Below are 23,021 nucleotides of genomic sequence, written 5' to 3'. Positions count from 1 at the left end.
GGCTCTGACCCCGGAACCCGGCCGGAGCAGGCGCCTTAGAACCAAAAGGAATAACATTCTGGCCCATGGCGCGGGCGCGCGACCGCCGGCGCTGGTAGGCTGCACGCCCCCTTCTGTCGCCTGCCGGTGAGCCGCTCCCGTGATCGAGTTCCAGCGCCTGCACAAATCCTATGCCGTTGCCGGCCGCGCGGTCAGCGCGCTGCAACCGCTGGACCTGACCATCGAGGCCGGCGAGGTCTTCGGCATCATCGGTCATTCCGGTGCCGGCAAATCGACGCTGATCCGCATGATCAACCGCCTGGAAGAGCATTCCGGTGGCCGATTGCTGATCGGCGGCGAGGACATCACCGCGCTGGATGCCGACGGCCTGCGCTCGCTGCGCCGGCGAATCGGCATGATCTTCCAGCACTTCAACCTGCTGTCCTCGCGCACGGTGGCGGGCAACGTCGCCTTCCCGCTGGAGCTGGCCGGTACACCGAAGGCGGAGATCGACAGCCGGGTGGCCGAACTGCTGCAGACCGTCGGCCTGCAGGCACACGCACAGAAGTACCCGGCCCAGCTGTCCGGAGGCCAGAAGCAGCGCGTGGGCATCGCCCGTGCCTTGGCCACCCGCCCGCAGATCCTGCTGTGCGACGAGGCCACCAGTGCTCTCGACCCGCAGACCACCGCGTCGGTGCTGGCGCTGCTGTCGAAGATCAACCGCGAGCTGGGCCTGACCATCGTGCTGATCACCCACGAAATGGATGTGATCCGCCGCGTCTGCGACCGGGTGGCGGTGCTCGATGCCGGCCAGCTGGTGGAGACCGGTCCGGTCACCCAGGTGTTCCTGCATCCGCAGCATCCCACCACCCGCCGTTTCGTCAGCGAATCGGAGCATGTGGACGAAGGAACGCTGCACCGTGATTTCGACGCCGTGAGTGGGCGCATCGTGCGCTTGACCTTCCTCGGTGGCGATACCTACGAACCCCTGCTGGGCAGCATCGCGCGCCAGACCGGGGTCGATTACAACATCCTGTCCGGGCGTATCGACCGGATCAAGGACACACCGTATGGCCAACTGGTCGTGGCCCTGGTCGGTGGCGATCACGCCGCCGCGCAGGCCGCGTTCGTGGCCGCTGGCGTGCATGTCGAGGAACTGCGTCGATGATCATTGCTGCTGCAGACGGATTCTTCCGCCACCTGGACGCCGGCAAGTGGGCCGATATCGGCCAGGCTACCATCGACACCCTGCTGATGCTGGCCGGTTCGCTACCCTTGACCCTGGCCATCGGGCTGCCGCTGGGCGTGCTGCTGTACCTGTTCGGTGCGCCGCAGATGAAGCGTCGTCCGTTCGCCTATGGCGTGCTGGCGCTGGTGGTCAACCTGCTGCGCTCGGTGCCCTTCATCATCCTGATGATCGTGCTGATTCCGGTGACGCTGTTCATGATGGGGACGTCGCTGGGTGTTCGCGGTGCGATCGTGCCCCTGGTGATCGGCGCCGCACCGTTCTATGCGCGGCTTGTGGAAACCGCGCTGCGCGAAGTGGACCGTGGGGTGATCGAGGCGACCCAGGCGATGGGCGCAACCACCTGGCAGCTGGTCACCCGTGTGCTGCTGCCGGAAGCGCGGCCGGGCCTGATCGCAGGTGCCACGGTCACGACCGTTGCGCTGATCGGCTTCACCGCCATGGGCGGTGCGATCGGCTCGGGCGGCCTGGGCGATCTGGCGTTCCGTGATGGCTACCAGCGTTCGCACACCGACGTCGCCCTGGTGACCGTGGTGCTGCTGCTGGTGCTGGTGCAGCTGCTGCAGATGCTAGGCGACCGGCTGGTCGCACATTACACCCGCAGGTAACCGGCACGTCCGCCGGGCATGGCCCGGCGCTACCCTGCCACGCGGACGTTCCAGTAGCGCCGGGCCATGCCCGGCGGCGTCGTCTCACCGCGCGTTGGGCACTTCATAGCCCAGTTTGCCGACCTGGTCCGGGCGCTGCGGCACCCGCTTGAGCTTGTCGGTATTCACTCCGTACTCGTCGCGCAGGCGCTCGGCCAGCTCCTTGTACAGCGTCTTGTCCATGTCAGGCCGACGGGCAAAGATCCACGCCATCTCGCGGCCCGGATAGCCGATCAGTGCCCAGGAGTAATCCGGCGCCACTTCCAGAACGCGCGAATGGGTCGGCACCACGCGGTAGAACCAGGTCCGCCAGCCATGGTTGCCGCTGTCCGGGTCGACGCTGGCACGGGCGCGGATCTCCTGTTGCGGTTCGCTGAAGCCGTTGCGGTAGCGGTAGGTGATGGCAACCTTGTGATCGTCGCGCAGCGCGTACTCGTTGACGCTGGCAACGTGACCGCGCTCGACGAAGTTCGGCACGCGGCCGATCACGTACCAGGTGCCCATGAAACGTTGCAGGTCGATCGGCGCGTTCGGATCGGGGGCGCGGGCCGCCGCGGCACGCGGCGACGGCGGATCGCTGGCAGCCAGCGCCGGGCCCGCCAGGGACAGGGCCAGCAGCACGGCGCAGAGCGGGCGGATCGAAGTCATGCGGGAGCGGGCTCCAGTGGGCTTGCACGCGCATGGTCGACTGTGTGCACGCGGTCCGTCAATGGTGTCGCAGCGTATGAGAAGGCCCTTGCCCAAGCTGTGTTGCATTGTCCACCGGAGAAACCCGCATGAGCGCACGCCTCACACGCCGCCCCTCGACTGAACGCGTCAGCGAACGCGCCGATCCGCGCCTGCTGCGGGGTGTACAGCATCTGGCACTGGCCGGCGTCGCACTGGTCCTGGTGTGGCCGGCCGCCCGTGGCAGCAGTGCCTGGCTGGGTTGGCTGCCCCTGTGGCTGATCGGCATGCCGCTGGTGGCCTGGTGGGCGTTGCTGCGCTGCCCATTGCCGTCGCTGCGGCGGCGGTCGTCGCGTCGTACCGGTGGACAGGCGCGCCGCCGCAGGGCAGCCGGCGCGCGCGGCCGACGCGGCGCGACGGCGGCGGCCTGACCTTCGACACGGGGGCGGTGTCCGGATCCGTGCTAGCGTTCCACGGCTTATGACTGCCTGGAGCTGCAATGTCACGACTCGCTTCCGCCTGCCTGCTGGCTGGCATGATGACCGCTGCCTCGGTGGGGACCGCAGTGGCTGCTGAAGATACCGACCGTTATGCCTGGCTGGAGGACGTCACCGGCGACAAGCCGCTGTCCTGGGTCAAGGAACAGAACGCCAAGGCCGAGGCGCGCCTGGCGCAGACTCCGGCCTTCAGGCAGATGGAGGCCAGCATCCGTGAGGTGCTCGATTCGGATGCCAAGATTCCCGGCGTGCAGAAGATCGGCGACTACTACTACAACTTCTGGAAGGACAAGCAGCACGAACGTGGCCTGTGGCGGCGCACCACCCTGGCCGAGTACCGCAAGGCCTCGCCGCAGTGGGAAACCGTGCTTGACCTGGACGCACTGAACAAGGCCGAGGGCGAGAACTGGGTCTGGCACGGCGCCGACTGCCTGCGCCCGGACTACAGCCGCTGCCTGATCGCGCTGTCACGCGGCGGCGCGGATGCCGATGTCACCCGCGAGTTCGATCTGTCGACGAAGCGCTGGATCGAGGATGGCTTCTTCCGTCCCGAGTCGAAGGGCGGCCTGAACTGGATCGATCGCGATACCGTGTTCGTCTACACCGATTTCGGTGCCGGCACCATGACCACCTCCGGCTACCCGCGCGTGGCCAAGCTGTGGAAGCGTGGGACGCCGATGTCGTCGGCCAGCGTGGTGTACGAAGGCAAGCCGGAGGACATGTACATCGCGGCGATGCACGATGACACCCCGGGCTTCGAGCGCAACCTGGTCAGCCGCACGCTGGCGTTCTACAACAATGAGGTCTACCTGCGCGGCGACGATGGCACGCTGACCAAGATCGATGCGCCGAACTCCGCCGAGAAGGGCCTGCACAAGCAGTGGCTGACCCTGGAGCTGCGCGACGCCTGGACCGTGGGCGGCAGGACCTACGCGTCCGGCTCGCTGCTGGCGACCCGGCTCGATGACTTCCTGGCCGGCAAGCGTGACTTCGAGGTCCTGTTCACCCCGACCGCGACCACCTCGCTGGCCGGTGCGACCTGGACCAAGAACCACCTCGTCCTGAACGTGCTGGACGATGTGAAGAATCGCCTGTCCGTGCTGACCCCGGGCGCCAATGGCTGGCAGAAGAGCGCGTTTGTCGGCGCGCCGGCATTCGGCACTCTGGCCGTGGGCGCAGTGGACAGCGACGACAGCGATGCGGTCTGGCTGACCGCCACCGACTATCTGACGCCGACCACCCTGGCTTTGGCCGAGATCGGCAAGGCACCGGAAACGCTGAAGACCATGCCGGCCTTCTTCAATGCCGAGGGCAAGGTGATCGAGCAGCACTTCGCCACCAGCAAGGATGGCACCCGTGTGCCGTACTTCGTGGTGCATGCCAAGGACATGAAGCTGGACGGCTCCAATCCGACCCTGCTGTACGGCTACGGCGGTTTCGAGATTTCGCTGACACCCAGCTATTCCGGTGGCATGGGCCGCGCCTGGCTGGAGAAGGGCGGTGTGTACGTGGTCGCCAACATCCGTGGTGGCGGTGAGTACGGCCCACGCTGGCACCAGGCGGCGCTGAAGCAGAATCGTCACAAGGCCTACGAGGACATGGCCGCGGTGGCACAGGATCTGGTCAAGCGCAGGATCACCAGTGCCAGGCACCTGGGCGTGCAGGGCGGCAGCAACGGCGGCCTGCTGACCGGCAACATGCTGACGCAGTACCCGGAACTGTTCGGTGCGGTGGTGGTGCAGGTTCCGCTGCTGGACATGAAGCGCTACAGCCACCTGCTGGCCGGCGCGTCGTGGATGGCCGAGTACGGCAACCCCGATACCAGCGACTGGGAGTTCATCAAGACCTTCTCGCCGTACCACCTGTTCGACGCGAAGAAGAACTACCCGCCGGTGCTGTTCACCACCTCCACCCGCGATGACCGCGTGCACCCGGCCCATGCCCGCAAGATGGCGGCGAAGATGATCGATGCCGGCAAGGATGTGACCTACTACGAGAACATCGAAGGTGGTCATGGCGGCGCAGCCAACAACGCGCAGGCCGCGCACATGGCGGCCCTGGCCTACAGCTTCCTGTGGGAGCGCCTGGGCGGTAAATGACGAAATGAAAAACGCCGCCCCCGGGCGGCGTTTTTCATGGGCGGCGCTGCGCGCTCGCCGGGCATGGCCCGGCGCTAGCGGAAATGTTGCAGCCCGCGCGCGATGCGCTCCACCGCTTCCTGCAGCCGCGGGATTTCCTGGGTATAGGCCAGGCGCACATGCTGGTTGGCGCGGTGGAAGCCGAAATCCAGGCCCGGGGTGAAGGCCACATGCTCGGTTTCGAGGAAGTGCGCGCAGAACGCCTGGGCATCGTCGGTGAACGCACTGACATCGGCATACAGATAAAACGCGCCCTGCGGCTCCACCTCGATGCGGAAGCCCAGCTCGCGCAGCGCCGGCAACAGGAAATCGCGACGCTGGCGGAAGGCCTCCCGTCGCTGTTCGAAGATCGCCATCGATTCATCGGTGAAACAGGCCAGGGCTGCATGCTGGGCGATGCTCGACGCACTGATGTACAGGTTCTGCGCCAGCTTCTCCAGTTCGGGCACCGCTGCGGGCGGCGCCACCAGCCAGCCCAGGCGCCAGCCGGTCATGCCGAAGTACTTCGAGAAACTGTTCAGCACGAACGCGCTGTCATCGACCTGCAATACGCTGGCCGCGTCCACGCCGTAGGTCAGGCCGTGATAGATCTCGTCCACCACCAGGTGCCCGCCGCGTGCGTGCAGTGTGCGTGACAGCGCCGCAAGTTCATCGGCCGACAGCACCGTGCCGGTGGGGTTGGCCGGCGAGGCGACGAGTGCGCCGACGCTGTCCGTGTTCCAGTGCTGTTGCACCAGCGAGGGTGTGAGCTGGTAGGCGGTCTGTGGACCGACCGGGACCAGCTGTGCGGCACCTTCCACCAGGCGCAGGAAATGCCGGTTGCAGGGATAGCCGGGATCGGCCAGCAGCCAGTGCCGGCCCGGGTCGACCAGCAGGCTGCTGGCCAGCAGCAGCGCGCCGGAGCCGCCAGGAGTGACCAGGATGCGTTCCGGATCCACATCCAGCCGGTAACGGCTGCGATAGAAACCGCTGATCGCCTGGCGCAGCGCAGGCAGGCCGCGTGCGGCGGTGTAGCGCGTGTGCCCGGCGGCCAGGGCCGCCTGGCCGGCACGCACCACCGGCCCGGCCGTGGTGAAGTCCGGTTCGCCGATCTCCAGGTGGATGACATCGTGGCCGGCCTGTTCCAGCGCCTGCGCGTGGGCCAGCAGGGACATCACGTGGAACGGAGCGATTTCATGGCTGCGCCGGCTGTAGACCGGCGGGTGGGGCAGGGTACTCATGCGCCCATGGTACGCCGACCGCTGCCAGCGGACCCGCACCGTGACGACCTGCAGGGTTGTGGTGCCGACGGGATTGGGGTCAGATCGCTGTTCGGGGAAAGGGAACCGATCCCGTCGAAGACCATTGCATTGAAGCGCCTGGAGCCTTATCTCATGAAGTCCACCCTCTGCCTGTTGCTCGCCAGCCTGATGACCAGCACCGCTACCGCCGCCCCCCTGCCTGTTCCGCCGGACGCCGCCCGGCATCCGCACGAGGTCAAGGCCCCGTTCGGCGCGACCCGCAACGACGACTATTACTGGCTGCGTGACGACAAGCGCGCGAACAAGGACATGCTGGCCTACCTGCAGGCCGAGAACGCCTATGCCGACCAGGTGCTGGCGCCGTTGAAGCCGCTGGAAGACGCGCTGTACAAGGAAATCGTCGGCCGCATCAAGCAGGATGATTCCAGCGTGCCGGCGCGCGAGCGCGGCTATTGGTACTACAGCCGCTTCGAGACCGGGCAGGACTACCCGATCCACGCACGCCGCAAGGGCAGCATGGATGCCGCCGAAGAAGTGCTGCTGGACGTCAACGCAATGGCCGCCGGCAAGGGCTACTTCAATGTCGGCTCGATGGAAGTCAGCCAGGACAACCAGCTGCTGGCCTGGGCCGACGATGACGTGGGCCGTCGCCAGTACACGATCCGCTTCAAGGACCTGCGGACCGGGCAGGTGCTGCCCGACGTGATCACCGGCAGTTCCGGCGACCTGGTCTGGGCCGACGACAACCGCACCGTGCTGTACGTCGAGAACGATCCGGAAACGCTGCTGACCGTGCGCGTGAAGAAGCACGTGCTGGGCACCCCGGCCAGCGCCGACACCGTCGTCTACGAAGAGAAGGACGACAGCTTCTACATGGGCATCGGCCGCACCCGCGACGACCGCTTCATCACCATCGGCGTGCACAGTACCGTGTCGTCGGAAGAGCGCTACGCGCCGGCCAGCGACCCGACCACGTTCACCGTGCTGGCGCCACGCCAGCGCGACGTCGAGTACGACGCCGACCACTACGATGGCCGCTGGGTGATACGTACCAACGACAGTGCAAAGAACTTCAAACTGGTCACCGCACCGACCGATGCCACCTCGCGTGCGCAGTGGAAGGACTGGATCGCGCATGACGATGCGGTGTTCATCGAAGGATTCGAGCTGTTTGATGGCTTCACCGCCATTGCCGAGCGTTCCGAAGGCCTGGAGCGCATCCGCCTGCTGTTCAAGGATGGCCGCAGCGACTACGTGAAGGCCGATGAGCCGGCGTACTCGATGGGCCTGGGCGACAACACCGAGGCCGATACGCCATGGCTGCGCTACGTCTACACCTCGATGACCACCCCGACCACCGTGTTCGAGCTGAACACCGCCACCGGCGAGCGCCGCCAGCTGAAGGTGCAGCCGGTGATCGGCTATGACGCATCGAAGTACGAAACCGAACGCGTCTGGATCACCGCGCGCGATGGCGTGAAGGTGCCGGTGTCGCTGGTCTACCGCAAGGGCTACCAGAAGGACGGCAAGGGCGCGCTGTTCCAGTACGCCTACGGCAGCTACGGCATGTCGATGGACCCGTACTTCAACCAGACGGCAGTGAGCCTGCTCGATCGCGGCGTGGTGTATGCCATCGCCCACATCCGCGGTGGCCAGGAGATGGGCCGCGACTGGTACGAGAACGGCAAGCTGCTGCACAAGCAGAACACCTTCAACGACTTCATCGACGTTACCCGTGGACTGGTGGCGCAGGGCTGGGCGGCGAAGGATCGCGTGGCCGCGTCCGGTGGCAGTGCCGGTGGCCTGCTGATGGGGGCGGTGGCCAACCAGGCGCCGCAGGACTACCGGGTGATGGTGGCGCAGGTGCCGTTCGTGGACGTGGTCACCACCATGCTGGATCCGACCATCCCGCTGACCACCAACGAGTACGACGAGTGGGGCAACCCGGAGCAGAAGCAGTACTACGACTACATGCTCTCGTACTCGCCCTACGACAATGTCAGGAAGCAGGATTATCCGGCGCTGTTCGTCGGTACCGGCCTGTGGGATTCGCAGGTGCAGTACTGGGAACCGGCCAAGTGGGTGGCCAGGCTGCGCGACGACAACACTGGCCATTACCCGATCCTGTTCCGCACCAACATGGAGGCCGGCCATGGCGGCAAGTCGGGTCGCTTCCAGCGTTACCGCGAGCTGTCCGAATCGTATGCCTTCGTGCTGCAGCAACTGGGTATCGCAGCACCGTGATTGCGGCGGGGTGCCGGGCGTTGCCGGGCACCCCGAACCGTTATCCTTGCGAGCATGAGCCTGCCTGAACCGCCTGCCGCCCAGGACGCAGCCCCGACCCGCCGGCCGGTGCGTTTCCGCTGGGCATGGTGGCTGCTCGCCTATGTCAGTCTCGGCACCGGCATTGTCGGCATCTTCGTGCCGGGGCTGCCGACAACCGTATTCATCCTGATCTCGGCATGGGCCGCCTCGCGCGGCTCCGAGCGGCTGCACGCCTGGCTGCTGCAGCATCCGCGCTTCGGGCCGGCCATCAGCAACTGGCAGGCGCATGGCGCGGTCAGCCGCTACGGCAAATGGATGGCCACGATCACCATGGCGGTCTGCGCCGGGATCATGCTGTGGTGCGTGCCGATCGCCTGGGTGAAGTGGTTCTCCATCGGCAGCATGACCGTGGTGGCGATCTGGCTGTGGACGCGGCCGCTGCCGCCGCAGGACTGACCCTTCCGCCGGGCATGGCTCGGCGCTGCCATGGGGGCCGTACCCTCCACCAACCGCTCAGCCGGCAGTGGCTATACTCGGGCCATGAAGATTCCCCATCGAAACGCCATCCTGATTCCGCTGGCAGCGGCCTCGCTGCTGTTCCTGTCCGCCTGCGGCAACAAGGGCCCGCTGGTGCTGCCGCAGAAGCCGGTGCCGGTGGAAGAGACCGTCGAGCCGGCCACCGATGCCGACGGCGAAGCCACCCCGCCTGCCACCCAGGACACGGGTGACGGCAGTCCGTCGGTGACCCCGGACCCGGTGAAGAAGGTGGACGACGGGAATGAGTAAGACCGGTTCCACCGCGCTGCGTTTCAGCAAGATGCACGGCGCGGGTAACGATTTCGTAGTGATCGACCTGCGCGACGGCACCGCGCCGCCCACGCCACAGCTGGCCGCGCGCCTGGCCGACCGCCACACCGGCGTGGGCTGCGACCAGATCCTGACCATCGAGGCCCCGCGCGTCGAAGGCTCGGTCGCCTCGTACCGGATCTGGAACGCCGATGGCTCCAATTCCGAGCAGTGCGGCAACGGCGCGCGCTGCATCGCGGCCTGGCTGGTGCGCGAGGGCAGTGCCCAGGGCGATGCATTCGTCATCGACAGCCCACTGGCCAGCCATGCGGTGCAGGTGCTGGGCCAGGGCCAGTATGCGGTGACCATGGGCGTACCCGCATTCGAACCTGCCAGCGTGCCGCTGGTCGGCTTTGCCCACCCGCGCGAGGAGTATCTGCTGCCGCTGCAGGGCGAGAGCGTGCGGTTTGCTGCGGTGTCGATGGGCAATCCGCATGCCGTGATCGAGGTGGGCCTGATCGATGCGGCGCCGGTCGAGCGCGTCGGCGCGCTGCTGCAGCAGCATGCCTCGTTCCCGAAGTCGGTGAACGTGGGGTTCACCCAGGTCATCGCGCCGGACCACGCGCGGTTGCGCGTGTTCGAGCGGGGCGTCGGCGAGACCCTCGCCTGCGGCAGCGGCGCCTGTGCAGCCGCAGTCACCCTCATGCAGCGCGGTCGCCTGCAGCGCGATGCACGCATCAGCCTGCCCGGCGGCGAACTGCGCATCCAGTGGCCGGGCGAGGGGCAGCCCGTGGTGATGGCCGGCCCCACCGCATTCGTCTTCGAAGGGGAGTGGATCGCATGACTGAGACCGTCGACAAGCTCGGGGCCCATGAAGTCGCTGCCTGGTTGCGGCGCCATCCGGCCTTCCTCAAGCAGTTTCCGGACCTGGCGCTGACCCTGGTGGTGCCGCGCGATGACGGCCCGACCGCATCGCTGGCCAGCTACCAGCTGGAGCTGCTGCGGGAAAAGAACCGCGAGCTGGCGCGACGGTTGGCCGATCTGGGCGCGACCGCCCAGGTCAACGAACGGCTGGCGGTGCGCACCCACCAGCTGACGCTGGCACTGATGAAGCAGGGCAGTGCCGCCGATACCCTGCGTGCGATGGCCGCCTCGCTGCAGGAGGATTTTGCGGGTGATCTGGTGCGGCTGGTCGTGCACGTGCCGGTGGCCGGGCTGGAACAGGCCGAATGGCTGCAGGTCATCGCGGCCGACGATCCACGACTGGGCCCCTTCCGTGATTGCCTGAAGGACGGTGAGCCGATCTGCGGCCGCCTGCAGCCGGAAAAGAACGCGGTGCTGTATGGCGCGCGCAGTGAGGAGGTGCAGACCACCGCCCTGCTGCCGCTGCCGGGTGTCGGCCTGATCGCGGTCGGCAGCCATGACCCGAACCGCTTCTACCCGGGCATGGGCACGCTGTTCCTGCGCATGATGGGCGAGGCCCTGGCCACCGGCCTCAAGCGCTTCCAGGACTGAGCGGAGCGCGGCGGCGATGAGCGCGGTCATGGCGTTCCTGCAGCACCTGCAGGTGGAACGGCGGATGTCGGCGCATACGCTGGACGCCTACCGTCGCGACCTGGATGCACTGGCGGCATGGGCCGAGCCGCGGGGCGTGCCGGTGGAGGCGCTGGATGCTGACGCCGTGCGACAGTTCGTCGCCGATGAACATCGCCGGGGCCTGTCGGCCAAGAGCCTGCAGCGGCGGCTGTCTGCCTGCCGCAGCTTTTATGCGTGGCTGCTCAGGCATGGCCGCATCGAGGTCAGTCCAGCGGCCACGCTGAAGGCACCGCGAGCGCCGCGCAGGCTGCCGCAGGTGCTCGACGCCGATGAAGCAGTGCAACTGGTCGAACTGGAACCGGAAGGCGAGCTGGGGCGACGCGACCGCGCGCTGCTGGAGCTGTTCTATTCCTCCGGCCTGCGCCTGAGCGAGGTCTGCGCATTGACCTGGCGTGACCTGGATTTTGCCAGCGGACTGGTCAACGTGATGGGCAAAGGCAACCGCCAGCGTCGGGTACCGTTCGGCAAGCCGGCGCGCGAGGCACTGCTTGCGTGGCGAAGCGAAAGCGGCGGCGCCCCGGCCACCCCGGTGTTTCCGGGCCGCAACGGGCCGATCAGCCAGCGCGCGGTGCAGATCCGCATCCGCCAGCTGGCGCAGCGGCAAGGGCTGTTCAAGCACGTGCATCCGCACATGCTGCGGCACAGCTTCGCCAGCCACATCCTCGAGTCGTCCGGCGACCTGCGCGGCGTGCAGGAACTGCTGGGGCACGCCGACATCGCCACCACGCAGATCTACACCCATCTGGATTTCCAGCACCTGGCCAAGGTCTACGACGCTGCGCATCCGCGCGCCAAGCGCCGCCGGTAGCGCCAATCCACGCCCGGCGGCAGTGGTAGCGCCGGGCCGTGCCCGGCGGATACGGCGGCCGCTGGCGCCCGAGCCCTGAACGGCAGCCATCCGCGCAGGCTTGATCGGCCCCGGCGCTGTCCCCATGTCCCGGGAACAGCTATCGGAGGCCGCATGGACCCCAGTCAGAACCCCAACGTTTTCCACGCCACCACCATCGTCTGCGTGCGTCGCGGCGAGCATGTGGCCATTGCCGGCGACGGCCAGGTCACGCTCGGCCACACCGTGATGAAGGGCAATGCGCGCAAGGTGCGCCGGCTGGGTCGCGATGGCCAGGTGCTGGCCGGTTTCGCCGGCGCGGCCGCCGATGCCTTCACCCTGTTCGAGCTGTTCGAGGCCAAGCTGGAAAAGCACGGCCAGCTGCAGCGTGCCGCCGTCGAGCTGGCCAAGGACTGGCGCACCGAGCGTCGCCTGGGCAAGCTGGAAGCACTGTTGGCCGTGGCCGACAAGGAAACCTCGCTGATCATCAGCGGTACCGGCGACGTGATCGAGCCGGAAGACGGCATCATCGCCATCGGTTCCGGCGGTTCCTACGCGCTGTCGGCGGCCCGCGCGCTGATGGCGCACACGGCGCTGGATGCGCGCACCATCGCCAGTGAAGCGATCAACATCGCGGGCGACATCTGCATCTACACCAACCGCAACGTGGTGGTCGAGGAGCTGTGACGCTCCCTGATCCGCCGGGCATGGCCCGGCGCTACCGGCCGGGCCGTCTGGTTCCGGTGTCATCGACAACGCATTCGTGAGCCCATCCATGTCGAAGATCGAAGTTTCCTCCGCCACCATGACGCCGCGCGAGATCGTGCAGGAGCTGGACCGGCACATCGTTGGCCAGCATGACGCCAAGCGCGCCGTGGCCATCGCCCTGCGCAACCGCTGGCGCCGCATGCAGCTGCCGGCCGAGCTGCGCAACGAGGTCATGCCGAAGAACATCCTGATGATCGGCCCGACCGGCGTCGGCAAGACCGAGATCGCGCGTCGCCTGGCCACGCTGGCCAATGCGCCGTTCGTGAAGGTCGAAGCGACCCGTTTCACCGAGGTCGGCTACGTCGGCAAGGACGTCGAACAGATCATCCGCGATCTGGCCGATACCGCGGTCAAGCTGTACCGCGAGCAGGCCAAGGTGCGCGTGCGCACCCAGGCCGAAGAACGTGCCGAAGACCGCATTCTCGATGCGCTGCTGCCACGCCGCAGCGGCGGCATCGGTTTCGACCCGGAAGTGGCGCGCAACGAGCCGTCGGCACAGGACAACGAAACCCGCATCAAGTTCCGCAAGATGCTGCGCAATGGTGAGCTGGACGAGCGCGAGATTGAACTGGATCTGGCCGCCAACGTCAGCATGGACATCATGACGCCGCCGGGCATGGAGGAGATGGGCCAGCAGCTGAAGTCCATGTTCGCCAATCTCGGCGGTGGTGCCAAGGCGCACAAGCGCACCTTGACCATCAAGGCGGCACGCCCGCTGCTGCTGGAGGAAGAAGCCGGCAAGCTGGTCAACGAGGACGATATCCGCACTGCGGCGATCGAAGCCTGCGAGCAGCATGGCATCGTCTTCATCGACGAGATCGACAAGGTTGCCAAGCGCGGTGAAAACGTGGGTGGTGGCGACGTCTCGCGTGAAGGCGTGCAGCGCGATCTGCTGCCGCTGGTGGAAGGCTCGAACGTGTCGACCAAGTACGGCACGATCAAGACCGACCATATCCTGTTCATCGCTTCCGGTGCCTTCCATCTGGCCAAGCCGAGCGATCTGATTCCGGAGCTGCAGGGTCGTTTCCCGATCCGCGTGGAACTGGGCGCGCTGAGCAAGGGTGATTTCGTGCGCATCCTGACCGAGCCGAAGGCGGCGCTGACCAAGCAGTACGAAGCGCTGCTGGCCACCGAAGGCGTCAAGGTCAGCTTCACTGCCGACGCCATCGACCGCCTGGCCGAGATCGCCTTCCAGGTGAACGAGCGCCAGGAGAACATCGGTGCCCGCCGCCTGCATACGGTACTGGAGCGCCTGCTGGATTCGCTCAGCTACGAAGCGCCTGACCGCGATGGCGAGACCCTGGCCATCGACAGCGCTTACGTCGATGCGCATCTGGGTGAACTGGTGCAGGATCCCGACCTGAGCCGCTACATCCTGTAACGCAGAAGGCCGCCGAAAGGCGGCCTTCTTGTTTGAGCGATCCGACCCCTGTGCGCTCAGGCCTCCGGCAACGGCGCAGGTACGGTGCCCGGCTCGAACACGCCTTCCTTCACGTAGGCGGCCAGGGTCATGTCCAGCGCGAGCATGCCGTCGCGCTGGAGATCCATCAGATCCGGCTCGACCATCGCGCCGTGCAGCACCCCCAGCACGGTCGCGTGCAGCATGCGCGCGGCGATCTTCGGGTCGGCGCCTTCGCGCAGCTGGCCCAGCGCCTGCGCGCGTCGCAGCGCACGCTCCATCCGGTCCAGCGCGTCGCGGAAACCGGCCTGCTGGAGTTCGGTCAGCACCTTGGTATCGGCCGAAGCATCGCTGCGCAGCATGATCTCCATGGTCTTGCGCAGGCGCTCGTCTTCGGACAGCTCGATGAAGGAATGGATCATCACCGCGCGCAGATCATGCACCGGCGTATCGCGCTGCTCGGTGGAGGTGCGCTCCAGTTCCTGCATGAAAGGCAGGTGCACCCGTTCGATGATCGCGGCCAGCACCTCGCCCTTGTTCTTGAAGTGCCAGTACACGGCGCCGCGGGTATAGCCGGCGCGGGCACCGATCATCTCCAGCGTGGTACGGGCCACGCCATGTTCATGGAAGCAGGCTTCGGCGGCGTCAAGGATGCCTTCCCGGGTTGCCTGGGTGTCCTCTTTGGTCTTGCGGGCCATGGGTACGAGTACGGGTGAAACGTGGCTGAATTGTACCTGTTTACAAACAAACAAGCATGTATGTATATTTCACCTCCATCGTTCCCGTCGTGTGCGTGGCTGTCCTGTTCCGGCACCCATGCCTGCCCGGGTGGGCGTTGTACGTGAGGCCTCAACCCTTTCCCGGGAGGTGTCCGCCGTATCAGCGCCTGCTGAGATTCTTCCTTCCAAGAGCCTTCCCCATGTTGCTGAGCCGAATCCGACCCTTTGCGCTGTCGCTGGCCATCGCCACGACCGTGGCCGCCTGTGGCGGCGAACCCCAGGCCCCCGAACAGGGGCCCGGCCAGGTCAGCGTGGTCACGCTGAAGTCCGAGACCGTGGGCCTGACCCGCGAGTTGCCGGGCCGGACCAATGCCTTCCTGGTGGCCGAAGTCCGTCCGCAGGTCAGCGGCATCGTGGCCAAGCGCCTGTTTACCGAGGGCGGCATGGTCAAGGCCGGCGAGCCGTTGTACCAGTTGGATGACGCCAGCTACCGCGCCCAGGCCAACAGTGCCCGCGCACAGCTGGCCCGCGCCGAAGCCACGGCCAACGCCGCGCGCCTGAGTGCCAAGCGCATCACCGAGCTGGCCAAGGTCGATGCGGTCAGCCAGCAGGATCTGGAAAACGCCGTAGCCGCGCAGAAGCAGGCCGAGGCCGACGTCGGCGCCGCCCGGGCTTCGCTGGATTCGGCCAACGTCACGCTGGGCTACGCCCGCATCACCGCGCCCATCAGCGGCCGCATCGGCAAGTCCAGCGTCACCCAGGGTGCGCTGGTGAACGCCGGCCAGGCCGACGCCCTGGCCACAGTGCAGCAGCTGGATCCGATCTATGTCGACCTCACCCAGTCCTCGGCCGAGCTGCTGCAGCTGCGCCGCGAGCTGGCCGCCGGCCGCCTGCAGGACAACCAGCAGACGCCGGTCAGCATCCTGCTGGAAGACGGCAGCGCTTTCGAGCACAAGGGCACGCTGGAGTTCTCCGAAGTCAGCGTCGATCCAGCCACCGGCAGCTTCGGCCTGCGGGTCAAGGTGGAAAACCCCGATGGCCTGCTGATGCCGGGCATGTACGTGCGCGCAGTGATCGGTGGCGGCGTGCGCAGCGACGCCGTGCTGGTGCCGATGCAGGGCATCGCCCGCGATGCCAAGGGTGACACCACGGCGATGGTGGTCGGCAAGGACAGCAAGGTCGAAGTCCGCCCGGTCAAGGTCAGCCGCACCATCGGCGACAAGTGGCTGGTCGAGGATGGCCTGAAGCCCGGCGACAAGGTCATCGTCGAAGGCCTGCAGAAGATCGGCCCCGGCATGCCGGTCAACGCCACCGAAAAGGGCGCCGCACCGGCCAAGCCGGCCGCTGCCCCGCCTGCGGCTCCGGCCGGCGACGCGAAGTAAGCGGAGAATTCCATGGCACGCTTTTTCATTGATCGACCCATCTTCGCGTGGGTCATCGCCATCATCATCATGCTCGCCGGCGGCCTGGCCCTGTTCAAGCTGCCGGTCTCGATGTATCCCAACGTCGCTCCGCCGGCGGTGGAAATCAGCGCCACCTACCCGGGTGCCTCGGCCAAAGTGGTCGAAGACTCGGTGACGCAGATCATCGAGCAGAACATGAAGGGGCTTGATGGCCTGATCTACTTCTCCTCCAACAGCTCGGCCAACGGCCAGGCGACCATCACCCTGACCTTCGAGAGCGGTACCAATCCGGACATCGCGCAGGTGCAGGTGCAGAACAAGCTGCAGCTGGCCATGCCGCTGCTGCCGCAGGAAGTGCAGCGGCAGGGCATCAACGTGGCCAAGTCCAGCTCGGGCTTCCTGAACGTGATCGCCTTCGTCTCCGAAGACGGCAGCATGGATGCCAACGACATCGCCGATTACGTCGGCTCCAATGTCGTCGATCGCCTGAGCCGAGTCCCGGGCGTGGGCAACATCCAGGTCTTCGGCGGCAAGTACGCCATGCGCATCTGGCTGGACCCGAACAAGCTGCATACCTACGGCCTGTCGGTGCCGGAAGTGACCGCAGCGATCCAGGCACAGAACGCACAGGTGGCGATCGGCCAGCTGGGCGGCGCGCCCTCGGTCAAGGGCCAGCAGCTCAACGCCACGATCAATGCGCAGTCGCGCCTGCAGACGCCGGAGCAGTTCCGCAACATCGTCGTGCGCGGCGCGCAGGACGGTGCCGAACTGCGCCTGGGTGATGTCGCCCGCGTCGAGCTGGGCGCGGAGTCCTACGACTTCGTCACCCGCTACAACGGCCAGCCGGCCAGCGGCCTGGCCGTCACCCTGGCCACCGGCGCCAATGCGCTCGACACTGCCGCCGGCGTGGATGCCGCGCTGGACGACCTGAAGAACTTCTTCCCGGCCGGCCTGAAGGCCGAGATTCCGTACGACACCACGCCGTTCGTACGCGTGTCGATCAAGGGCGTCGTGCAGACCCTGATCGAAGCGATCGTGCTGGTGTTCGTGGTGATGTATCTGTTCCTGCAGAACTTCCGCGCCACCCTGATCCCGACCATCGCCGTGCCGGTGGTGCTGCTGGGCACGTTCGGCGTACTGGCGATGCTCGGCTTCTCGGTGAATATGCTGACCATGTTCGCGATGGTGCTGGCGATCGGCCTGTTGGTGGACGACGCCATCGTGGTGGTGGAGAACGTCGAGCGCATCATGTCCGAGGAGGGCCTGTCGCCGCTGGAGGCCACCCGCAAGTCGATGGGCCAGATCACCGGTGCACTGGTCGGCATCGGCCTGGTGCTGTCGGCCGTCTTCGTGCCGATGGCCTTCATGAGTGGCTCCACCGGCGTGATCTACCGGCAGTTCTCGGCCACGATCGTTTCGGCGATGGCGCTGTCGGTGCTGGTCGCGATCGTACTGACCCCGGCGCTGTGCGCCACGCTGCTCAAGCCGCTGAAGAAGGGCGAGCATCATGTCGCCCACCGCGGCCTGGCCGGTCGCTTCTTCAACGGCTTCAACCGGGGTTTCGACCGCACCAGCGAAAGCTACCAGCGTGGTGTACGCGGCATCCTGAACCGTCCGTGGCGTTTCATGGGCATCGTCGCCGCGCTGTTCGTACTGATGGCGGTTCTGTTCGTGCGCCTGCCCAGCTCGTTCCTGCCCAATGAAGACCAGGGCGTGCTGATGGCGCTGGTGCAGGCCCCGGTCGGCGCCACCCAGGAACGTACCCTGGAATCGATCGCGGCACTGGAGAACCACTTCCTGGAGAACGAGAAGGCGGCGGTCGAGTCGGTGTTCTCGGTGCAGGGCTTCAGCTTCGCCGGCATGGGCCAGAACGCGGGCATGGCCTTCGTCAAGCTGAAGGACTGGAGCGAGCGTGACGCCGACAACGGCGTGATGCCGATCACCGGCCGCGCCATGGCTGCGCTGGGTGGGATCAAGGACGCCTTCATCTTCGCCTTCCCGCCGCCGGCGATCCCGGAGCTGGGCACTGCTTCGGGCTACACCTTCTTCCTGAAGGACAACAGCGGCCAGGGCCACGATGCGCTGGTGGCCGCGCGTGACCAGCTGCTCGGCCTGGCGGCCGGCAGCAAGAAGCTGGCCAACGTCCGCCCGAACGGCCAGGAAGACACGCCGCAGTTCCGCATCGACATCGACGTGGCCAAGGCAACGTCGCTGGGGCTGTCGATCGCCCAGGTCAATACCACCCTGGCCACCGCATGGGGCAGCGCCTACATCGATGATTTCGTCGATCGTGGCCGCGTCAAGCGCGTGTTCGTGCAGGCCGACCAGCCGTTCCGCATGGTACCGGAGGACTTCGATCTCTGGTCGGTGAAGAACGACAAGGGCGAGATGGTTCCGTTCAGCGCCTTCGCCAGCAAGCACTGGGATTACGGCTCGCCGCGCCTGGAGCGCTACAACGGCGTGTCGGCAATGGAAATCCAGGGCGAACCGGCCCCGGGAGTCGCCTCCGGTGACGCCATGGCGGAGATCGAGCAGCTGGCCAAGCAGCTGCCGGCGGGCTTCGGCATCGAGTGGACCGCGATGTCCTATCAGGAACGCCAGGCCGGCTCGCAGACCCCGCTGCTGTACACGCTATCGCTGATGATCGTGTTCCTGTGCCTGGCCGCGATGTACGAAAGCTGGAGTGTTCCGACCGCCGTGCTGCTGGCCGCCCCGCTGGGTATCCTCGGCGCGGTGCTGGCCAACACCTTCAAGGGCCTGGAGCGCGACATCTACTTCCAGGTGGCAATGCTGACCACGGTGGGCCTGACCAGCAAGAACGCGATCCTGATCGTCGAGTTCGCCAAGGAAAACCTGGAGAAGGGGGCCGGCCTGATCGAATCGATCATGCATGCCGTGCGCGATCGCCTGCGTCCCATCGTGATGACCTCGCTTGCATTCGGCATGGGCGTGGTGCCGCTGGCGATCTCCACCGGTGCCGGTTCCGGCGCCAAGCAGGCCATCGGCATCGGCGTGCTGGGCGGCATGATCGTCGGCACCGCGCTGGGCGTGTTCTTCGTGCCGCTGTTCTTCGTGGTGGTGCAGCGCGTGTTCAAACGCAGGACCGCCGAGTGATGGAATCCGGCAGCGCCGGGCCATGCCCGGCGGATGCCTTACCACGTAGCTGCCGGGAACGGCCCGGCGCTACCACCGTGACCCCCAAGGTGTCGCCATGAAATTCTCTTCTCTTGCTGTATCCCTGGCCGCCGTGCTCACGGTCGCCGGCTGCTCCACCCTCGCGCCGAAGGACACGGCCGTTGCCCCGGCGATTCCTGCGCAGTGGCCGGCAGAGGCCACGCAGGGCCAGGTTGCCGATGTGGCCACGCTGGGCTGGCGTGACTTCTTCACCGATCCACGCCTGCAGCAGGTGATCGGCCAGGCGCTGGACAACAACCGCGACCTGCGTGTGGCCGTGCTCAATGTCGAGCGCGCACGCGGCCAGTACCGGGTGCAGCGCGCCGACCGGGTGCCGGGTGTGGCCTTCACCGGGCAGATGGAGCGCACAGGTACGGATGCGGGAGTCACCGAGCAGTTCACTGCCGGCGTCGGTGTGGCCGAATTCGAGCTGGACCTGTTCGGCCGCGTGCGCAACCTCAGCGAAGCAGCCCTGCAGCAGTACTTTGCCATCGCCGCCAACCGCCGTAATGCACAGCTGAGCCTGGTGGCCGAGACGGCAACGGCGTGGCTGACCTACGGCGCCGACAGCCAGCAGCTGAAGATCGCCGAAGCGACGCTGAAGACCTATGAGGATTCGCTGCGCCTGGCAGAAGCACGCCATGAACGTGGCGGCAGTTCAGCACTTGAACTGACCCAGACCCGCACCCTGGTCGAAACCGCGCGCACCGATGCCGCACGCCTGCGCGGCCAGCTCGCGCAGGACCGCAATGCCCTGGCGCTGCTGGCCGGTGGCCAGGTCGACCCGGCTCTGCTGCCGGATGGCATCGAGCCGCAGTTGCTGGCACTGGCCCCACCACCGGCCGGCCTGCCCAGCGACGTGCTGCTGCTGCGCCCGGACATCATGGCGGCCGAACATCAGTTGCTGGCCGCCAACGCCAACATCGGCGCTGCCCGCGCAGCGTTCTTCCCGAGCATTTCGCTGACAGGCAGCATCGGCAGCGGATCGAATGAACTGTCGAACCTCTTCGACAGCGGCACGCGCGTGTGGAGCTTCCTGCCGAAGATCACCCTGCCGATCTTCCAGGGCGGCCGTTTGCGTGCCAATCTCGACATCGCCAATGCAGATCGTGACATTGCACTGGCGCAGTACGAGAAGGCGATCCAGAACGGCTTCCGCGAAGCGGCGGATGCGTTGGCGATGAACGTAAGCCTGGATGAGCAGGTCAGCGCCCAGCAGCGTCTGGTCGACGCGGCCGAGCAGGCCAACCGGCTGTCGCAGGCACGCTATGACGCCGGCCTGGACAGCTTCGTCAGCCTGCTCGACGCGCGTCGTACGGCCTACAGCGCGCAGCAGACGCGGCTGCAGGCGCAACTGGCCCAGCAGGCCAACCGCATCACCCTGTACAAGGTGCTGGGCGGCGGCTGGCACGAACGCAGCTGACGGGACGCGCCGGGCATGGCCCGGCGTGGATTCTGGTAGCGCCGGGTCATACCCGGCGGCGCTTCGATCAGGCGTTCGCAAAGTCTGACGCAGGCCGCGCTGCGCGCTCGCCGGGCATGGCCCGGCGCTACCTGGAGGTGGATTGCGGTAGCGCCGGGTCATACCCGGCGGCGCTTCGATCAGACATTCGCAGGGCCTGACGCAGGCCGCGTTACGCGCTCGCCGGGCATGGCCCGACGTGGATTCCGGTAGCGCCGGGTCATACCCGGCGGCTCTTCGGCCAGACATTCGCAAGGCTCGGTACTACCGCAGGGACCAGCGGCACCAGGCGAATGGATACTCGTCCAGCTGAACCGCCAGCCCCGCACGAACGGGATTGCCAAGGATGTACAGCGCATGGCGCCTGATTGCATCTTCAGTGCGCACCGCATGATCGAAGTAGCTCGGCTGCCATAGCGGCGTCTGCACGCCAAATTGCTGCCCCAACAGCCTGCTGCTGCGTGATTTCAGCGTTCCCATCAGGCGCGCAAGTGTTCCATCACGGAGTTGCACCAGCCAATGCAGATGATCGGGCATGACGACCCATGCGAATGAATGGCTGAGTCCCATGTGTTCGACGTAGCGAAGCGAATCCACAAGGCATGCAGCACAACGGGGATCCGCAAAAACACGCCGACGTTGCCGCACGACGGTCGTGAGCACGTAGTAGCCTTCGATGCGCGAATCGCGGCCGCGCGTTAGGTGACGACTGGACATGCGGCCAGTCTGTGCCGGAGGGATGCATGCGTTTATCAGCGATTGCCAATGAATCACGTGGGGAACCGCCGTGTTGCAGCTTCACCTTGAGGAGCCGCGCTGCGCGCTCGCCGGGCATGGCCCGGCGCTACCTGTAGGTGGATTGCGGTAGCGCTAGGTCATATCCGGCGGCGCTTCGATCAGGCCTTCGCAGGGCCTGACGCAGGCCGCGCTACGCGCTCGCCGGGCATGGTCCGACGTGGATTACGGTAGCGCCGGGTCATACCCGGCGGCGCTTCCATCAGGTGTTCGCAGGTCGTCAGGGCTACACCGCTTCGTCATCACGGCGCACCGTGTGGCAGGCCCGCACACGGGCCAGGGCGTCGCCGGCTTCGCGTGCCATCCGCTCATACTCGGCGCGGATCTCTTCCAGCCGCTGCTCGTCCAGTTCCTCCAGATCCAGCAGCTCGTTGTTGGCCTCCGCGGTGGCGCGGATCAGCTCGTCCAGCTTGATCTGCATCGCCGCGGTATCGGCGTTCTGCGTGTGCTGGATCAGAAAGACCATCAGGAAGGTGATGATGGTGGTGCCGGTGTTGATGACCAGCTGCCAGGTGTCGTTGAAGCCGAACACCGGGCCGGAGATGCCCCACACCACCACGATGGCTACTGCGACCAGAAAGGTCCACGGAGAGCCGGTGGCGGCCGCGGCCTTCTTGGCGATGGTATTGAACAGGTTTCTTGCTTTCATCGTCGTCGTCCCGCTGGGATGACGTGATGATCGGCGCGTGGCCGTGCAGCCTGCGTGCAGCAGGCCTGCTCAGGCGCGCAGCCGCGGTGCGTCCTGCAGGCGCACGCGGCTGGCCTGGTAGACGTGCTGCCAGCAGCGGTCAACGAACTCGCGGGCCTGTGCTTCGCTCAGCCGCGGCATGATCTGAAGCGCATACTGGGTCTGGAACATCTCGTCACGCTGCGCGTTGCTGGCGCGCGGCTGGGTGATCAGCGAATCGCAGGCGAACTTGATCCAGGGCACGTAGGAGCCAAACGAATTATGAGGCAGCGCACCGTCGGCGTGCTGGCGGCGCCAGTGATCGAGTTCCGCATCGACGTCGATGACCGGGGGAATGGCGGGGACTTCAGTGTGCATGTCGATCCAATCGGTTGGGGTGGACGTGGAGTGGGGGGCATCGCAGTGTGCCCCGCCCGCCGGTGGAAGCGGTGTCATCGCAATGTGGAAACTGCGTTGCGATCACCGATCAGTTGGGCGTGCTCGGCCACGCCGAGGTCTTCAGCCATGTCCGCCATCGCGTTGCACAGGCGGACATGGTCGCGTGGATGGCCGCGCACCAGTTCCAGCTGCATGCCCTGGTAAGCGGTCCAGAACAGCGCACCGCGCCGGTGCAGCCGATACTGGTCCCGCAGGCGGGCGCGGATTGCGTCAAGAATCGGATCGGGCGTGGGGCTTGCGGCGTGCGCGCACATGGCTGGCTCCGCCGGGGTAGGGGGCCCCGGTAAC

The 23,021-nt window shown here is 66.6% G+C and carries 22 protein-coding genes; 15 read left to right on the top strand and 7 right to left on the bottom strand.

Going from position 1 to position 23,021, the window contains the following annotated elements; all coding sequences use genetic code 11:
* The first annotated feature begins 139 nt into the window (after positions 1-139).
* Complete coding sequence (locus tag ABE543_RS12600) at positions 140-1,147, top strand: methionine ABC transporter ATP-binding protein (protein WP_346475758.1); 1,008 nt, start codon at positions 140-142, stop codon at positions 1,145-1,147.
* On the top strand, positions 1,144-1,833 hold the full coding sequence (locus tag ABE543_RS12595; protein WP_053519816.1) for a methionine ABC transporter permease: 690 nt from the start codon (positions 1,144-1,146) through the stop codon (positions 1,831-1,833). The genes ABE543_RS12600 and ABE543_RS12595 overlap by 4 nt, the downstream gene beginning before the upstream one ends.
* Positions 1,834-1,917: 84 nt before the next feature.
* Here ABE543_RS12595 and ABE543_RS12590 read toward each other — a convergent pair whose 3' ends face one another.
* Positions 1,918-2,520, bottom strand: a complete 603-nt coding sequence (locus ABE543_RS12590; RefSeq protein ID WP_346475757.1) for a lipocalin family protein — start codon at positions 2,518-2,520, stop codon at positions 1,918-1,920.
* Positions 2,521-2,648: 128 nt separating this feature from the next.
* Between ABE543_RS12590 and ABE543_RS12585 the strand changes: the two genes are divergently transcribed.
* Both ABE543_RS12585 and ABE543_RS12580 read left to right on the top strand, forming a co-directional pair.
* The gene (locus ABE543_RS12585) at positions 2,649-2,969 is read left to right on the top strand and encodes a hypothetical protein (RefSeq protein ID WP_053519814.1); all 321 of its coding nucleotides are present in this window, start codon (positions 2,649-2,651) and stop codon (positions 2,967-2,969) included.
* 68 nt (positions 2,970-3,037) lie between these two features.
* Positions 3,038-5,134, top strand: coding sequence for a prolyl oligopeptidase family serine peptidase (locus tag ABE543_RS12580; protein WP_164150656.1), 2,097 nt, complete (start codon positions 3,038-3,040; stop codon positions 5,132-5,134).
* A 74-nt stretch (positions 5,135-5,208) separates the two neighbouring features.
* Here ABE543_RS12580 and ABE543_RS12575 read toward each other — a convergent pair whose 3' ends face one another.
* Complete coding sequence (locus ABE543_RS12575; protein ID WP_346475756.1) at positions 5,209-6,393, bottom strand: pyridoxal phosphate-dependent aminotransferase; 1,185 nt, start codon at positions 6,391-6,393, stop codon at positions 5,209-5,211.
* Between the two features lie 153 nt (positions 6,394-6,546).
* Between ABE543_RS12575 and ABE543_RS12570 the strand changes: the two genes are divergently transcribed.
* The 8 genes from ABE543_RS12570 to hslU all read left to right on the top strand — a co-directional run bounded on the left by ABE543_RS12570 (position 6,547) and on the right by hslU (position 14,036).
* A complete protein-coding gene (locus tag ABE543_RS12570; protein ID WP_065175180.1) occupies positions 6,547-8,658 on the top strand; it encodes a S9 family peptidase in 2,112 nt (703 codons plus the stop codon).
* Between the two features lie 54 nt (positions 8,659-8,712).
* On the top strand, positions 8,713-9,135 hold the full coding sequence (locus ABE543_RS12565; RefSeq protein ID WP_053520181.1) for a YbaN family protein: 423 nt from the start codon (positions 8,713-8,715) through the stop codon (positions 9,133-9,135).
* Positions 9,136-9,219: 84 nt separating this feature from the next.
* Positions 9,220-9,465 (top strand): lipoprotein, encoded by a 246-nt coding sequence (locus tag ABE543_RS12560; protein WP_053520180.1) that lies wholly within the window; start codon positions 9,220-9,222, stop codon positions 9,463-9,465.
* On the top strand, positions 9,458-10,309 hold the full coding sequence (dapF, locus tag ABE543_RS12555; protein ID WP_065175178.1) for a diaminopimelate epimerase: 852 nt from the start codon (positions 9,458-9,460) through the stop codon (positions 10,307-10,309). Before ABE543_RS12560 ends, dapF begins: the two co-directional genes overlap by 8 nt.
* Positions 10,306-10,980 (top strand): DUF484 family protein, encoded by a 675-nt coding sequence (locus ABE543_RS12550; RefSeq protein ID WP_065175177.1) that lies wholly within the window; start codon positions 10,306-10,308, stop codon positions 10,978-10,980. The genes dapF and ABE543_RS12550 overlap by 4 nt, the downstream gene beginning before the upstream one ends.
* A gap of 16 nt (positions 10,981-10,996) precedes the next feature.
* Complete coding sequence (xerC, locus tag ABE543_RS12545; RefSeq protein WP_053520177.1) at positions 10,997-11,869, top strand: tyrosine recombinase XerC; 873 nt, start codon at positions 10,997-10,999, stop codon at positions 11,867-11,869.
* Positions 11,870-12,022: 153 nt separating this feature from the next.
* Entirely contained in the window at positions 12,023-12,574 is a 552-nt protein-coding gene (hslV, locus tag ABE543_RS12540; RefSeq protein WP_053520176.1) for an ATP-dependent protease subunit HslV, read from the top strand.
* A gap of 88 nt (positions 12,575-12,662) precedes the next feature.
* Positions 12,663-14,036: an ATP-dependent protease ATPase subunit HslU gene (gene hslU / locus ABE543_RS12535; protein ID WP_346475755.1), complete on the top strand. Its 1,374-nt coding sequence runs from the start codon at positions 12,663-12,665 to the stop codon at positions 14,034-14,036.
* A gap of 56 nt (positions 14,037-14,092) precedes the next feature.
* Here hslU and ABE543_RS12530 read toward each other — a convergent pair whose 3' ends face one another.
* Positions 14,093-14,752 (bottom strand): TetR family transcriptional regulator, encoded by a 660-nt coding sequence (locus ABE543_RS12530; protein ID WP_065175175.1) that lies wholly within the window; start codon positions 14,750-14,752, stop codon positions 14,093-14,095.
* A 221-nt stretch (positions 14,753-14,973) separates the two neighbouring features.
* On the opposite strand from ABE543_RS12530, the gene smeD reads away from it, so the two are divergent.
* The 3 genes from smeD (at position 14,974) to smeF (ending at position 20,773) form a co-directional block, all read left to right on the top strand.
* Entirely contained in the window at positions 14,974-16,155 is a 1,182-nt protein-coding gene (gene smeD / locus ABE543_RS12525) for a multidrug efflux RND transporter periplasmic adaptor subunit SmeD (RefSeq protein WP_065175174.1), read from the top strand.
* Between the two features lie 12 nt (positions 16,156-16,167).
* The gene (gene smeE, locus ABE543_RS12520) at positions 16,168-19,290 is read left to right on the top strand and encodes a multidrug efflux RND transporter permease subunit SmeE (RefSeq protein WP_053520172.1); all 3,123 of its coding nucleotides are present in this window, start codon (positions 16,168-16,170) and stop codon (positions 19,288-19,290) included.
* A gap of 97 nt (positions 19,291-19,387) precedes the next feature.
* Positions 19,388-20,773, top strand: a complete 1,386-nt coding sequence (gene smeF, locus ABE543_RS12515) for a multidrug efflux RND transporter outer membrane subunit SmeF (RefSeq protein ID WP_346475754.1) — start codon at positions 19,388-19,390, stop codon at positions 20,771-20,773.
* 303 nt (positions 20,774-21,076) lie between these two features.
* On the opposite strand, the gene ABE543_RS12510 is transcribed toward smeF, so the two are convergent.
* The 4 genes from ABE543_RS12510 to ABE543_RS12495 all read right to left on the bottom strand — a co-directional run bounded on the left by ABE543_RS12510 (position 21,077) and on the right by ABE543_RS12495 (position 22,987).
* Entirely contained in the window at positions 21,077-21,529 is a 453-nt protein-coding gene (locus ABE543_RS12510; protein ID WP_277381092.1) for a transposase, read from the bottom strand.
* A gap of 304 nt (positions 21,530-21,833) precedes the next feature.
* Complete coding sequence (locus ABE543_RS12505; RefSeq protein WP_111186203.1) at positions 21,834-22,256, bottom strand: low affinity iron permease family protein; 423 nt, start codon at positions 22,254-22,256, stop codon at positions 21,834-21,836.
* Positions 22,257-22,325: 69 nt separating this feature from the next.
* On the bottom strand, positions 22,326-22,652 hold the full coding sequence (locus ABE543_RS12500; RefSeq protein ID WP_111186202.1) for a hypothetical protein: 327 nt from the start codon (positions 22,650-22,652) through the stop codon (positions 22,326-22,328).
* Positions 22,653-22,726: 74 nt separating this feature from the next.
* Positions 22,727-22,987: a hypothetical protein gene (locus ABE543_RS12495; RefSeq protein WP_346475753.1), complete on the bottom strand. Its 261-nt coding sequence runs from the start codon at positions 22,985-22,987 to the stop codon at positions 22,727-22,729.
* Positions 22,988-23,021 lie beyond the last annotated feature (34 nt).

This window comes from Stenotrophomonas sp. TWI169, from assembly GCF_039674705.1.
Classification (GTDB): domain Bacteria; phylum Pseudomonadota; class Gammaproteobacteria; order Xanthomonadales; family Xanthomonadaceae; genus Stenotrophomonas; species Stenotrophomonas maltophilia_P.
Note: the sequence above shows the minus strand (reverse complement) of the source record. Positions and strands in the feature narration are given on the sequence as shown.